This is a genomic window from Paramesorhizobium leguminum (genome assembly GCF_003217235.1).
Classification (GTDB): Bacteria; Pseudomonadota; Alphaproteobacteria; order Rhizobiales; family Rhizobiaceae; genus Paramesorhizobium; species Paramesorhizobium leguminum.
The window spans coordinates 1-12,210 of sequence record NZ_QJTF01000009.1 but is presented as its reverse complement, the minus strand read 5'-3'; the positions used below and the strand labels follow the sequence as shown (position 1 = coordinate 12,210).

Below are 12,210 nucleotides of genomic sequence, written 5' to 3'. Positions count from 1 at the left end.
CCCGAAAAGCGAGCCAACTTTTCAGGATCGTGCTAACGGAAGGTAAGGATCGATGGCAAAAGCAGCGACCCCCAAAACGACCGCCGAGGCCACGCCGGCTCCGGCAGAGAAGGCCGCGCCGAAGGCCGCGGCTGCAAAGACCCCTGTGAAGGCTGCCGGCGCGAAAGCGCCGACTGCCGCGAATCAGGGAAAAGGCAATGCGGGCCGCGTCAAGCAGGTCATCGGCGCCGTGGTCGACGTGCAGTTCGATGATCATTTGCCGTTGATCCTGAACGCGCTGGAAACCTCGAACCTCGGCAACCGCCTGGTTCTGGAAGTCGCGCAGCATCTGGGCGAGAACACCGTCCGCACCATCGCCATGGACTCCACCGAGGGTCTGGTGCGCGGACAGGAAGTTTTCGATACCGGCGCTCCGATCGAAGTTCCGGTCGGTGAAGCCACGCTTGGCCGCATCATGAACGTGATCGGCGAGCCGGTTGACGAAGCCGGTCCGATCGACACGTCTGAGCGTCGCGCCATCCACCAGAACGCGCCTGAGTATGTCGAGCAATCGACGGAAGCGCAGATCCTCGTCACCGGCATCAAGGTCATCGACCTGCTCGCTCCCTACGCCAGAGGCGGCAAGATCGGCCTGTTCGGCGGCGCCGGCGTCGGCAAGACTGTTCTGATCATGGAGCTGATCAACAACGTCGCCAAGGCGCATGGCGGTTACTCCGTGTTTGCCGGCGTTGGCGAGCGTACCCGCGAGGGCAACGATCTTTATCACGAGATGATCGAATCGGGCGTCAACAAGCCCGGCGGCGGCGAAGGCTCCAAGGCGGCGCTCGTCTATGGCCAGATGAACGAGCCGCCCGGTGCCCGCGCCCGCGTTGCGCTGTCGGGCCTGACGGTTGCCGAGTATTTCCGCGACAAGGGCCAGGACGTTCTGTTCTTCGTTGATAACATCTTCCGCTTCACGCAGGCGGGTTCGGAAGTGTCGGCGCTTCTTGGCCGTATTCCTTCGGCCGTGGGCTATCAGCCGACTCTGGCGACCGACATGGGCGCTCTGCAGGAACGCATCACGACGACGACCAAGGGTTCGATCACTTCGGTGCAGGCCATCTACGTGCCCGCCGACGATTTGACCGATCCGGCGCCGGCTGCTTCCTTTGCCCACCTTGACGCGACGACCACGCTGTCGCGCTCGATTGCGGAAAAGGGCATCTACCCGGCTGTCGATCCGCTCGACTCAACCTCGCGCATGCTCGATCCGATGATTGTCGGCGAAGAGCATTACGCTATCGCCCGCCAGGTGCAGTCGATCCTGCAGCGCTACAAGTCGCTTCAGGACATCATCGCGATCCTGGGCATGGACGAGCTTTCCGAGGAGGACAAGCTCACCGTCGCCCGTGCCCGCAAGATCGAACGCTTCCTGTCGCAGCCGTTCTTCGTCGCCGAAGTCTTCACCGGCGCGCCGGGCAAGCTTGTCGATCTCGCCGACACGATCAAGGGCTTCAAGGGCCTTTGCGCCGGCGAATACGACCACCTTCCGGAAGCCGCCTTCTACATGGTCGGCTCCATCGAGGAAGCCGTGGAGAAGGCGAAGCGTCTGGCTGCGGAAGCGGCGTAAATCAAAGGGAGTAGTGAGATAGTGAGATAGTGAGATAGTGGAATAGAAGATTCTGTTCACTGTTCACTGTTCACTGTTCACTAATTGAACATGGCTGAAGCCTTCAATTTTGAACTGGTATCGCCGGAACGTCTTCTGCTTTCCGCGGAGGTCACGGAAGTCGTGGTTCCCGGAAGCGAGGGCTACATGACGGTCATGGCCCGTCATGCTCCCCTGATGACCACCATCATGCCGGGGGTTATCCGGGTCAAACAGGTCGATGGCAAGGAAGACTCCTATGTGGTTTTCGGCGGTTTCGCCGACATCTCGCAGGAGGTCTGCACGGTTCTGGCGGAATCTGCGGTGCATGTCGATGATCTGAACCGCGATGAGCTTCGCCGCCGTATTCATGACGCGCGGGAGGCACTGAGCGGCGCCGCGACGCATGAACACCGCACTGCGGCCGAGGAGTTCCTGCATCAGCTGATGACGCTCGAAGGCTCCATCCTGCCGGCGTAGTCCACGCTATATTCGAAGACAGAGAAAGCGGCCTCGTTCGGGCCGCTTTTTTTATTTGTTTGCGGAGGCCGGAGATGATAGTGTTGTGGCTACATAATGGCTACAGCACAGGAGGGTCGCATGCGTACTGACACAGTGGTCCGAGCCCGCATTGACACGGAGACGAAGGAGCGGGCAACCGCAGCTCTCGAAGCCATGGGCCTTTCGGTCTCCGATGTCATCCGCCTCCTTATGTTGCGGATTGCCGATGAGCAGCGTTTGCCGTTCGCCGTAAAAGTGCCGAACGCCGCCACCCGCGAGGCCATTGCAGAGCTTAAGGCTGGCAAGGGAAAGCGATTCATCAACGTAGAGGATCTGATGGCGGATCTTAATGCGGACGATTGAGCGCTCAACGCGATTTATGCGAGATTACAAGCGCGAGTCCAAAGGCCGTCACGGCAAAACACTCAATACAGATATTGTTCCCATCTTAAAGGCGCTCGCCAACGATGAAATGCTCGAATCCCGTTACCGGGATCATAGTCTCAGCGGCGATTGGGCTGGATTTAGGGACTGCCATGTCAAGCCAGACCTCATATTGATCTATCAAAAGCCTGACGCGGATACTTTATGGTTAGTGCGGTTGGGATCGCATAGCGAGATTTTCGGCTAGAGATCAAGGCGCCAAGGTTCGCAAGTAGCCGATCAATTTCGCTGCAGCGGACATGGCCTCGTCCGGCTCCCGGGCGAGGATGGCGTCGATGAGGGCAATGTGTGCCGCGGTTGAGGCGGCAAGGCCGTCGTCGCGTTTGAGGTGATACCAGAAACGGCGGCTATGGGTCTGGAGCGGACCGGCGAGCCGGGCGGCAAAGGCATTCGTCGCGGCCTGGCCAAGGACGGCGTCCAGCGCTTTGTCCGCATCCAGGAACCGGGCGATATCATTGTCCGCCGCCGCCTCTCGCATCGCGGTTGCCGCGGCTTCCAACCGTTCCCGGTCACGCGCGCCGGCAAAGCGCGCGGCATCGCGCGCCAGCATCTGCTCAACACCTTGGCGCGCGTCGAGAACCTTGGTAAAATCCTTTGGGTCAAGCGGGCTGACGGCGATGCCGGAGCGCGGACGCACTTCCAGCAATCCTTCCCAGGCGAGTCTCTGGATCGCTTCACGAACCGGCGTTCGTCCCATCCCTGTCAGTTCAATCAGCGTTCGCTCAGTGACCACCATGTTCGGTTCGAGAACGAGTGTGATGATTAGCCGTTCGAGTGTGCGATATCCCTGCTCAGCGAGGCTGTCCCCTGCCAGATATTCGAATTGAAGGCTCGTCAATTGGTTCTCCTCCCAAAGCGCGCTTGACCATGCTGGAGGGTAAAGATATATCACTAATATATCAATTCTTACCGCGTGATCTTGTCCGAAAAAGTCCGCAACTTTTTCGGGATCATGCTTTAGAGCCGTAAAAAGGGGAAGCGGCGCATGTCCGGCACCGAGAAACACGATCATGAAATCGTCGTCATCGGCGCAGGCATTATCGGAATTTCCATCGCGGCTTTTCTGGCGGAAGCCGGACACAAGATCCTGGTAATTGACCGAAGCGGCATCTGCGAGGAAACGAGTTCGGGCAATGCCGCCGCGCTCGCCTTTTCCGATATATTGCCTTTGGCTTCCAAGGGTGTTCTGGCCAAACTGCCGGGCTGGCTTCTCGATCCACTCGGACCGTTCACCATCCGCCCTTCCTATCTGCCGAAGCTCGTGCCCTGGCTCTACCGTTTCTGGCGGGCGAGCGGGGAGGGGCCCCAAGCGAACAGTTTGTTGGCCCAGGCGGCGATGATGCAGCTGGCCGAAACGGAGATGCTTTCGCTTATGGAGCGCGCGGGTGTTTCCTCCATGCTGCGCGAGGACGGCTCGCTTGAGCTCTATGAAAGCGAGGCGGAGCTCAAGGCGGCGCAGCCCGGCTGGGATGCGCGGGAGAAGGCGGGCATCGCCTATTGGCATATCAGGGGCAAGGAACTGGCGGAATATCAGCCGGGGCTCAGCTCGCGCTTCATCGTCGGCAGTTTCGTGCCGGACTGGCGGACGGTGAGCGATCCCAAGCTGCTCGGACAGGCGCTGTGGGCGTATGCGGAAAGGGCCGGGGCGCGATTTATGCGGGGCAAAGTGGAGAGCCTCGCAGCTTCCGAGGGAAAGACCGCGATCCGGCTGGCGGATGGCCGTATGATATCAGCGGACAAGCTTGTTGTCGCAGCCGGCGCGTGGTCACATCATCTCGCCCGGCAATGCGGCGACGCCATACCCCTGGAGACCGAGCGCGGCTATAACACTACGCTGCCCGTAGACAGTTTCGATCTGAAACGCCAGTTGATTTTCGGCGGCCACGGCTTTGTCATGACGCCGCTGGAAACGGGTATCCGCGTGGGCGGCGCCGTGGAGTTTGGCGGTCTCGATCTGGCGCCAAACTTTGCGCGCTCGCAGGCGATGCTGAAAACGGCCGCAAAGTTTTTGCCAGGCTTGAAGACCGAGGGCGGGCGGCAATGGATGGGCTACCGCCCATCGCTGCCGGATTCGCTTCCCGCAATCGGCCGGGCAAAAGACTTGCCCAATGTTTTCTACGCGTTCGGCCATGGTCATCTGGGGCTTACCCAGTCCGCCGCAACCGGACGCTTGATCCGCGACCTCCTTACCGGGCAAACTCCGGCGATCGATCTCAAACCTTTCAATCCCCAACGTTTCTAAAAGGCTCCGAACATGGCCAGGCACTCCTTCTTCTGCGTCGATGGGCATACCTGCGGCAATCCAGTGCGATTGGTGGCAGGGGGTGGCCCGAACCTGCAAGGTTCGACCATGATGGAGAAGCGGGCGCATTTCTTGGCGGAATATGACTGGATCCGTATGGGCCTGATGTTCGAGCCGCGCGGCCATGACATGATGTCAGGCTCGATCCTCTACCCGCCGACGCGGCCAGATTGTGATGTGGCGGTGCTGTTCATCGAGACCTCCGGCTGCCTGCCGATGTGCGGGCACGGCACCATCGGCACGGTGACAATGGCGATCGAGCAGGGGCTGGTGAGGCCGAAGATTCCCGGAAAGCTCAATCTCGATACGCCCGCCGGTCTGGTGGCGATCGAATATGAGCAGAACGGGCAATATGTCGAGCGTGTGCGGCTCACCAATGTGCCGGGTTTTCTCCATGCCGAAGGTCTCGAAGTCGAATGCCCGGATTTGGGGCCGCTCAAGGTGGACGTCGCCTATGGCGGCAATTTCTATGCCATCGTCGAGCCGCAGGACAACTACACCGACATGGCCGATTACAGCGCCCTGCAGCTCATCGGCTGGAGCCCGGTGCTGCGCCAGCGCCTCAACGAGAAATACAAGTTCCAGCACCCGGAACTGCCCGATATCAATCGCCTCACGCATATCCTCTGGACCGGCAAGCCAGTGAGCCCCGAAGCACACGCACGCAACGCGGTGTTCTACGGCGAAAAGGCCATCGATCGCTCGCCCTGTGGTACCGGAACCTCGGCGCGGATGGCGCAGCTTGCCGCGAAGGGCAAGCTGAAGCCCGGCGACGATTTCGTGCATGAATCGATCATAGGCTCGCTCTTCCATGGCCGGGTCGAAAAGGCGGTCGAGGTGGCCGGGCGTCCGGCCGTCGTTCCTTCCATCGCAGGTTGGGCGCGCATGACCGGCTACAACACGATCTTCATCGATGATCGTGATCCATTCGCACACGGGTTCGTCGTCGCCTGACGCAGAGTATTATAGTTAGCCGCGAAACTATGTGGAAATCTCGTTTAAATCGGAACGGCTAGGGGATAGGCCCGAAATTTTGCGGGTTTTCGAAGAAAATGTCTGTAAATACGAAGGGTGGCCTATGAGCCCTTCGTCTCATACAAAAATGGTTGCTTTCCGCGTGGCAGCGGTTAGGTGTAAAGCGGATCGGGAAATAAGGGAACCGCCCAAAAAGGGCAGCAAATAACGTCCCGTTCCGAGTTAAGGGTGGCTTTATCGATGGAATATTTTATCCAGCAAGTGATCAACGGGCTGACGCTCGGCTCGATCTACGGCCTGATCGCGATCGGCTATACGATGGTCTACGGCATCATCGGCATGATCAATTTCGCGCATGGCGATATCTTCATGCTCGGCGCCTTCATGGCGCTTATCGTCTTTCTCGCGGTGGTATCGATCCTCGGCAGCGTGCCCGTCGGGCTGGCGCTGTTTCTGATGATTGTCCTGATGATGGTCGTGGCGATGTGCCTGACCAGCCTCTGGAGCTGGACCATCGAGCGCGTCGCCTATCGGCCATTGCGCGGATCGTTCCGGCTCGCGCCGCTGATCACCGCCATCGGCGTGTCGATCGCGCTTTCCAATTTCGTGCAGGTCACGCAGGGGCCGCGCAACAAGCCGATCCCGCAGTTGATCAACAGCAACTTCACGGTCTTTGGTACGGGCATCACCATATCGCTGAAGCAGATCATCATCATCGTGGTGACCTCCGTGCTGCTGGCTGCTTTCTGGTATCTCGTCAATCGCACCTCGCTCGGCCGCGCCCAGCGCGCCTGCGAGCAGGACCGCAAGATGGCGGCGCTGCTTGGCATCAATGTTGACAGGACTATCTCCATGACCTTCGTCATGGGCGCCGCGCTCGCGGCTGTCGCCGGTACGCTGTATCTCATGTATTACGGCGTGATTTCGTTCTCCGACGGGTTCATCCCCGGCGTCAAGGCATTCACCGCGGCTGTGCTCGGCGGCATTGGGTCCCTGCCGGGCGCGGTGATCGGCGGGTTGCTCATCGGTCTCATCGAGGCTTTGTGGTCGGCTTATTTCTCCATCGACTACAAGGACGTGGCGGCGTTCTCCATCCTTGCCATCGTTCTCATCTTCATGCCTTCCGGCATTCTTGGCCGTCCTGAAGTGGAGAAGGTGTGATCATGGCCGAACTTTCCAAGCCCGGCACGCAATCCGTATTCATTCCGGCCATTCGCGAAGGCATCATGGCAGGCATCATCGCCTTTGGCCTGTTCGTGCTGATCGTCGGCTTCCGCGCCGATGCGAACATCAGCAACGAACTGGTTCTGGAGCAACGCTGGGGCTTGCTGTTCACCATGGTGGGTATCGCAGCCGTCGGTCGTTTTCTCTTCAAGGCGTTCCTCTCGCCCTGGATGGCGGCGCGCAAGGCACACGCAAGCGCCAAAACCGAAATCGCCGGGGAGCCCTCCTTCTTCCGGCGCCATTTCTCGCAGATCGCCATCGGTTTCCTGGTTGTCTATCCCGTTCTCATCGTTTCCATGGTGGGCATGCAGGGATCGCTGAAGTGGGTGGATAATTTCGGCATCCAGATCCTGATCTATGTGATGCTCGCCTGGGGGCTGAACATCGTCGTCGGCCTCGCGGGTCTGCTCGATCTCGGATATGTCGCGTTCTATGCGGTCGGCGCTTATTCCTATGCGCTGCTCTCGAGCTATTACGGCCTGTCGTTCTGGATTTTGCTGCCGATGGCGGGCATCTTCGCGGCGACATGGGGTGTCATCCTCGGTTTCCCGGTGCTGCGCCTGCGCGGCGATTATCTCGCCATCGTGACGCTCGCCTTCGGCGAAATCATCCGTCTTGTCCTCATCAACTGGACAGCGGTGACCAAGGGCACGTTCGGCATTTCCGGCATTGCCAAGGCGACGCTGTTCGGTATTCCGTTCACCGCCGGGCCAAATGGTTTCGCGGCCATTTTCGGCCTGCCGCCCTCATCGGCCTATTACAAGATCTTCCTCTATTATCTGATCCTGTGCCTGGCGCTGCTGACGGCCTGGGTGACGATCCGGCTGAGGCGCATGCCGGTTGGCCGGGCATGGGAAGCGCTGCGCGAGGATGAAATCGCCTGCCGGTCGCTCGGCATCAATACGACGACGACCAAGCTGACCGCATTCGCCACCGGCGCCATGTTCGGCGGCTTCGCGGGGTCCTTCTTCGCCGCGCGGCAAGGGTTCGTCAGCCCGGAATCCTTCGTGTTCCTGGAATCGGCGGTCATTCTGGCCATTGTGGTTTTGGGCGGCATGGGTTCGCTCGTCGGCATCGCCATCGCGGCGGTGGCAATGATCGGCGGAACGGAAATCCTGCGCGAGATGAGCTTCCTCAAGCTCATCTTCGGGGAAAGCTTTACGCCGGAACTCTATCGCATGCTGATCTTCGGCCTCGCCATGGTGGTTGTCATGGTGTGGAAGCCGCGCGGCTTCGTGGGAAGCCGTGAGCCGAGCGCATTCCTGCACAAACGCAAGCTCGTTTCCGGATCCTTCACCAAGGAAGGGCACGGCTGATGTCGGCGATGGAACCCATGACTGGTCAAGCTGCAATGGAACCAATCCTCAAGGTGGAACATCTGTCGATGAAGTTCGGCGGGCTGATTGCCATCAACGACCTGAGCCTTTCGGCGAAGCGCGGCGATATCACCGCCATTATCGGTCCGAACGGCGCGGGCAAGACGACCGTGTTCAACTGCATCACGGGCTTCTACAAGCCGACGGGCGGGATGCTGACGCTGACGCGAGCGAGCGGCGAGAAGTTTCTTCTCGAGCGTCTTCCCGGCCATCTCATCACCGACAAGGCGAAGGTGGCGCGGACGTTCCAGAACATCCGCCTGTTTTCAGGCCTGACGGTTCTGGAAAACCTGCTGGTGGCGCAGCACAACATGCTGATGAAATCATCAGGTTATACAATCCTCGGACTGCTTGGTTTCCCCGCCTATAAACGGGCCGTGAAGGAAGCGACCGAAAAGGCGCGGTACTGGCTCGAAAAGATCAATCTGATCGACCGGGCGGACGATCCGGCGGGCGATCTGCCCTATGGCGACCAGCGCCGCCTGGAAATCGCGCGCGCCATGTGCACGGACCCGGAGCTGCTCTGCCTCGATGAGCCGGCGGCGGGGCTGAACCCGCGAGAATCGGCTGAACTGAACAAGTTGCTGCTCGATATCCGCCGGGAGACAGGCACATCGGTTTTGCTGATCGAGCACGATATGTCCGTGGTGATGGAGATTTCCGACCATGTGATCGTGCTCGAATACGGCACGAAGATTTCCGATGGGAAGCCCGAAGCGGTTCGCAACGATCCGAAGGTGATCGCCGCCTATCTCGGCGTCGACGATGAGGAGATCGCCGAAGTGATCGAGGGGGCGCAGGCTGCCCATGCCGCCGACCCGGTGGACGCAGCGGTTGCGCTGCTTGCCAAGGAGGCGGTGGCCGAAGAGGGACACGACAAGCCTGCCGAGGGGAGCAAATGATGCCGGCCACGAACACGCTTCTCAAGGTCGAAAATGTCGAGACCTATTACGGCAATATTCGCGCGCTCAAGGGCGTGGACATCACGGTCGATGAAGGTGAGATCGTCGCCCTCATTGGCGCCAACGGCGCCGGCAAGTCGACGCTGATGATGACGATCTGCGGCAGCCCGCAGGCGCGCACCGGTCGGGTCATCTTCGCCGGGCAGGATATCACCCGCCTGCCGCCGCACGAAATCGCGCATTTGCGCATCGCGCAATCGCCGGAAGGGCGGCGGATTTTTCCGCGCATGAGCGTGATGGAAAATCTGCAGATGGGCGCAAGCCTCGACAATCTGGCGTTTTTCGACGAGGACGTGCGGTTGATGTTCGATTTGTTCCCGCGGCTCAAGGAGCGCATCAACCAGCGCGGCGGCACGCTTTCGGGCGGCGAACAGCAGATGCTGGCGATCGCGCGCGCGCTTATGGCGCGTCCGAAGCTATTGCTTCTGGATGAGCCCTCGCTCGGCCTGGCGCCGCTGATCGTCAAGCAGATCTTCGAGGCGATCAAGGAATTGAACCGCACCAAGGGATTGACCGTCTTCCTGGTCGAGCAGAACGCTTTCGGCGCGCTGAAGCTGGCGGATCGTGGCTATGTCATGGTCAACGGCTCGATCACCATGAGCGGTTCGGGCAAGGAACTGCTCGCCAATCCGGAAGTGCGCGCGGCCTATCTCGAAGGCGGAAGTCACTAATTTGTTTAGCCGCATGAACTTATCGAAAAGCGTGCCAACTTTTTGCGGACGCTGACCTTCGGTTCGGGATCATGCTCTAGGGAGACGTTGCCATGCAGGGCATACTCTACGAGGAACCGACATTCGGATATTTCCTCTTCGTTACATGCATTCTCGGAGGCTGGGCGGCATGGATGACGGGGCGGGCCTGCGCCCAAACCTGGCGAACCTATCCCGCTTTCCTCCTTTACATGATCCCGCTCGGCTTTGCCGTGCGCTTTATCCATCATGCGCTTTTCAACGGAACCATGCTGTCGCTGCATTATTTTGTCGTCGATACCATCGTTCTCCTGATCATCGGCACAATCGGCTTTCGCTATACCCGCACCAGCCAGATGGTGCGGCAGTATGGCTGGCTTTACGAGAAGGTTTCTCCGCTCTCCTGGAGGGCAAAGAACTCCTGAATGCTTCATTTAAATCGAGCCTGACGCCGTCTGGAAAACACTCCATATTTTCGGCGTCATGCTCGGAATAATCGCGCTGATCCCGGCACGAATCAGCGTGACAAGGGCCGGGAAATCGGCAAGTGTGTCAGCCAAGCGGTGCGTGGGGCATCGCATGGGGTTGCGTAAAAAGAATGGGAGTTATCCATATGAAGAAATCACTGTTTTCCGGCGTTGCGCTTGCGGCGATGCTGGCGTTTAGCGGCAGCGCATCGGCCGATATCCTGTTCGGCATCGGCGCTCCGCTGACCGGCCCGAACGCGGTCTACGGCGCGCAGATCCAGAAGGGCGCCGAAGCGGCGATCAAGGAGATCAACGACGCCGGCGGCATCAATGGCGAGAAGATCAAGATCGTTCTCGGCGATGACGTTTCCGATCCGAAGCAGGGCATCTCGGTCGCCAACAAGTTTGCCGCCGAAGGCGTGAAGTACGTCATCGGCCACTTCAATTCCGGCGTGTCGATCCCGGCTTCCGAGGTTTATGCCGAAAACGGCATTCTCGAAATGTCGCCCGCCGCCACCAACCCCGTCTATACCGAGCGCGGCTTGTGGAACACGTTCCGCACCTGCGGCCGTGACGACCAGCAGGGCACCATTGCCGGCAAATACATTGCCGACCACTTCAAGGATGCCAAGATCGCCGTCATTCACGACAAGACGCCTTATGGTCAGGGCCTTGCCGACGAAACCAAGAAGGCGCTCAATGCTGCCGGTGTCAAGGAAGTGGCCTATGAAGGCGTCAATGTCGGCGAAAAGGACTACTCCGCCCTCATCGCCAAGCTGAAGCAGGAAGGCGTCACCGTTCTTTATTGGGGCGGCCTGCACACGGAAGCCGGCCTGATCATCCGCCAGCTCGCCGACCAGAACCTGAAGGTTACGTTCATTTCCGGTGACGGCATTGTCTCCAACGAACTGGCTTCGATCGCCGGCGACGCTGTTGCCGGAACGCTCAACACCTTCGGCCCCGATCCGCGCAACAATCCGGACAATGCCGAGCTGGTGAAGAAGTTCCGCGATGCCGGTTTCGAGCCGGAAGCCTATACGCTCTATTCCTATGCGGGCGTCCAGGCGATTGCCGCCGCTGCAAAGGCTGTCAAATCGAACGATCCACAGGAAGTTGCAAAGGCATTGAAGGGCAAGGAAACCTTCAAGACCGTTCTCGGCGATATCTCCTTTGACGAAAAGGGCGACCCCAAGCTTCCCGGCTACGTGATGTACGAGTGGAAGAAGGGCGCGGACGGCAAGTATACCTACGTCCAGAAGTAAGCTGCCTTTTTAGGATTGATCGAAGTGCCCGGCCATCGTGCCGGGCATTTTGGTTTTGAATGGAGGGTGCTCGTCACTCAACCCCCCTCTGTCCTGCCGGACATCTCCCCCTCAAGGGGGGAGATTGGCTGGCATTATGCTCTGCCTTCTGCGACGGTGCTGATTGGGCGCCGAACGTCGATGAAGGCTAATCTCCCCCCTTGAGGGGGAGATGTCCGGGAGGACAGAGGGGGGTATTGGCCCGCCAGCATTTCTATTTCATCATGAAATTGAAAAGCCCATCATCTGAACTGACCCCCGAAAGTTGGATGTCAACCTTCGGGGGTTTTTCATGTCCAGGCACAGCACTGCTTTCAAGCATTCTGTTGTGGAATTTTATCG

At 59.5% G+C, this 12,210-nt stretch carries 12 protein-coding genes and 1 pseudogene; 12 read left to right on the top strand and 1 reads right to left on the bottom strand.

Going from position 1 to position 12,210, the window contains the following annotated elements:
* Positions 1 to 52: 52 nt before the first annotated feature.
* The 4 genes from atpD to C7477_RS09195 all read left to right on the top strand — a co-directional run bounded on the left by atpD (position 53) and on the right by C7477_RS09195 (position 2,759).
* Positions 53 to 1,609 (top strand): F0F1 ATP synthase subunit beta, encoded by a 1,557-nt coding sequence (gene atpD, locus C7477_RS09210; RefSeq protein ID WP_110751364.1) that lies wholly within the window; start codon positions 53 to 55, stop codon positions 1,607 to 1,609.
* A 90-nt stretch (positions 1,610 to 1,699) separates the two neighbouring features.
* The gene (locus C7477_RS09205) at positions 1,700 to 2,107 is read left to right on the top strand and encodes a F0F1 ATP synthase subunit epsilon (protein ID WP_110751362.1); all 408 of its coding nucleotides are present in this window, start codon (positions 1,700 to 1,702) and stop codon (positions 2,105 to 2,107) included.
* A gap of 120 nt (positions 2,108 to 2,227) precedes the next feature.
* The gene (locus C7477_RS09200) at positions 2,228 to 2,491 is read left to right on the top strand and encodes a type II toxin-antitoxin system RelB/DinJ family antitoxin (RefSeq protein WP_110751360.1); all 264 of its coding nucleotides are present in this window, start codon (positions 2,228 to 2,230) and stop codon (positions 2,489 to 2,491) included.
* Positions 2,478 to 2,759, top strand: coding sequence for a type II toxin-antitoxin system YafQ family toxin (locus C7477_RS09195; protein ID WP_110751358.1), 282 nt, complete (start codon positions 2,478 to 2,480; stop codon positions 2,757 to 2,759). Before C7477_RS09200 ends, C7477_RS09195 begins: the two co-directional genes overlap by 14 nt.
* Positions 2,760 to 2,762: 3 nt before the next feature.
* On the opposite strand, the gene C7477_RS09190 is transcribed toward C7477_RS09195, so the two are convergent.
* The gene (locus C7477_RS09190; RefSeq protein ID WP_245411789.1) at positions 2,763 to 3,410 is read right to left on the bottom strand and encodes a GntR family transcriptional regulator; all 648 of its coding nucleotides are present in this window, start codon (positions 3,408 to 3,410) and stop codon (positions 2,763 to 2,765) included.
* 147 nt (positions 3,411 to 3,557) lie between these two features.
* Here C7477_RS09190 and C7477_RS09185 point away from each other — a divergent pair, with 147 nt between their 5' ends.
* From C7477_RS09185 to C7477_RS09150, 8 genes and pseudogenes are all read left to right on the top strand, one after another.
* A complete protein-coding gene (locus tag C7477_RS09185; RefSeq protein WP_110751354.1) occupies positions 3,558 to 4,814 on the top strand; it encodes an NAD(P)/FAD-dependent oxidoreductase in 1,257 nt (418 codons plus the stop codon).
* Between the two features lie 12 nt (positions 4,815 to 4,826).
* On the top strand, positions 4,827 to 5,828 hold the full coding sequence (locus tag C7477_RS09180) for a 4-hydroxyproline epimerase (protein WP_110751352.1): 1,002 nt from the start codon (positions 4,827 to 4,829) through the stop codon (positions 5,826 to 5,828).
* A 261-nt stretch (positions 5,829 to 6,089) separates the two neighbouring features.
* Positions 6,090 to 7,010, top strand: a complete 921-nt coding sequence (locus tag C7477_RS09175) for a branched-chain amino acid ABC transporter permease (protein ID WP_110751350.1) — start codon at positions 6,090 to 6,092, stop codon at positions 7,008 to 7,010.
* Between the two features lie 2 nt (positions 7,011 to 7,012).
* Complete coding sequence (gene livM, locus C7477_RS09170; RefSeq protein WP_110751348.1) at positions 7,013 to 8,389, top strand: high-affinity branched-chain amino acid ABC transporter permease LivM; 1,377 nt, start codon at positions 7,013 to 7,015, stop codon at positions 8,387 to 8,389.
* Positions 8,390 to 8,406: 17 nt separating this feature from the next.
* Positions 8,407 to 9,342: pseudogene (locus C7477_RS09165) on the top strand (ABC transporter ATP-binding protein); the annotation flags it as partial.
* Positions 9,343 to 9,347: 5 nt separating this feature from the next.
* Positions 9,348 to 10,082 carry an ABC transporter ATP-binding protein gene (locus tag C7477_RS09160; protein ID WP_245411788.1) on the top strand — a complete coding sequence of 245 codons (735 nt, stop codon included), beginning with the start codon at positions 9,348 to 9,350 and terminating at the stop codon, positions 10,080 to 10,082.
* 92 nt (positions 10,083 to 10,174) lie between these two features.
* A complete protein-coding gene (locus C7477_RS09155; protein WP_110751344.1) occupies positions 10,175 to 10,525 on the top strand; it encodes a DUF6867 family protein in 351 nt (116 codons plus the stop codon).
* Between the two features lie 188 nt (positions 10,526 to 10,713).
* The gene (locus tag C7477_RS09150; protein WP_110751342.1) at positions 10,714 to 11,829 is read left to right on the top strand and encodes a branched-chain amino acid ABC transporter substrate-binding protein; all 1,116 of its coding nucleotides are present in this window, start codon (positions 10,714 to 10,716) and stop codon (positions 11,827 to 11,829) included.
* Positions 11,830 to 12,210: the final 381 nt, after the last annotated feature.

Coding starts and splice junctions, on each gene's coding strand:
- atpD (WP_110751364.1), top strand. CDS start 53: ATGGCAAAAGCAGCGACCCCCAAAACGACCGCCGAGGCCACGCCGGCT.
- C7477_RS09180 (WP_110751352.1), top strand. CDS start 4,827: ATGGCCAGGCACTCCTTCTTCTGCGTCGATGGGCATACCTGCGGCAAT.
- C7477_RS09205 (WP_110751362.1), top strand. CDS start 1,700: ATGGCTGAAGCCTTCAATTTTGAACTGGTATCGCCGGAACGTCTTCTG.
- livM (WP_110751348.1), top strand. CDS start 7,013: ATGGCCGAACTTTCCAAGCCCGGCACGCAATCCGTATTCATTCCGGCC.
- C7477_RS09155 (WP_110751344.1), top strand. CDS start 10,175: ATGCAGGGCATACTCTACGAGGAACCGACATTCGGATATTTCCTCTTC.
- C7477_RS09150 (WP_110751342.1), top strand. CDS start 10,714: ATGAAGAAATCACTGTTTTCCGGCGTTGCGCTTGCGGCGATGCTGGCG.
- C7477_RS09175 (WP_110751350.1), top strand. CDS start 6,090: ATGGAATATTTTATCCAGCAAGTGATCAACGGGCTGACGCTCGGCTCG.
- C7477_RS09195 (WP_110751358.1), top strand. CDS start 2,478: ATGCGGACGATTGAGCGCTCAACGCGATTTATGCGAGATTACAAGCGC.
- C7477_RS09185 (WP_110751354.1), top strand. CDS start 3,558: ATGTCCGGCACCGAGAAACACGATCATGAAATCGTCGTCATCGGCGCA.
- C7477_RS09160 (WP_245411788.1), top strand. CDS start 9,348: ATGATGCCGGCCACGAACACGCTTCTCAAGGTCGAAAATGTCGAGACC.
- C7477_RS09200 (WP_110751360.1), top strand. CDS start 2,228: ATGCGTACTGACACAGTGGTCCGAGCCCGCATTGACACGGAGACGAAG.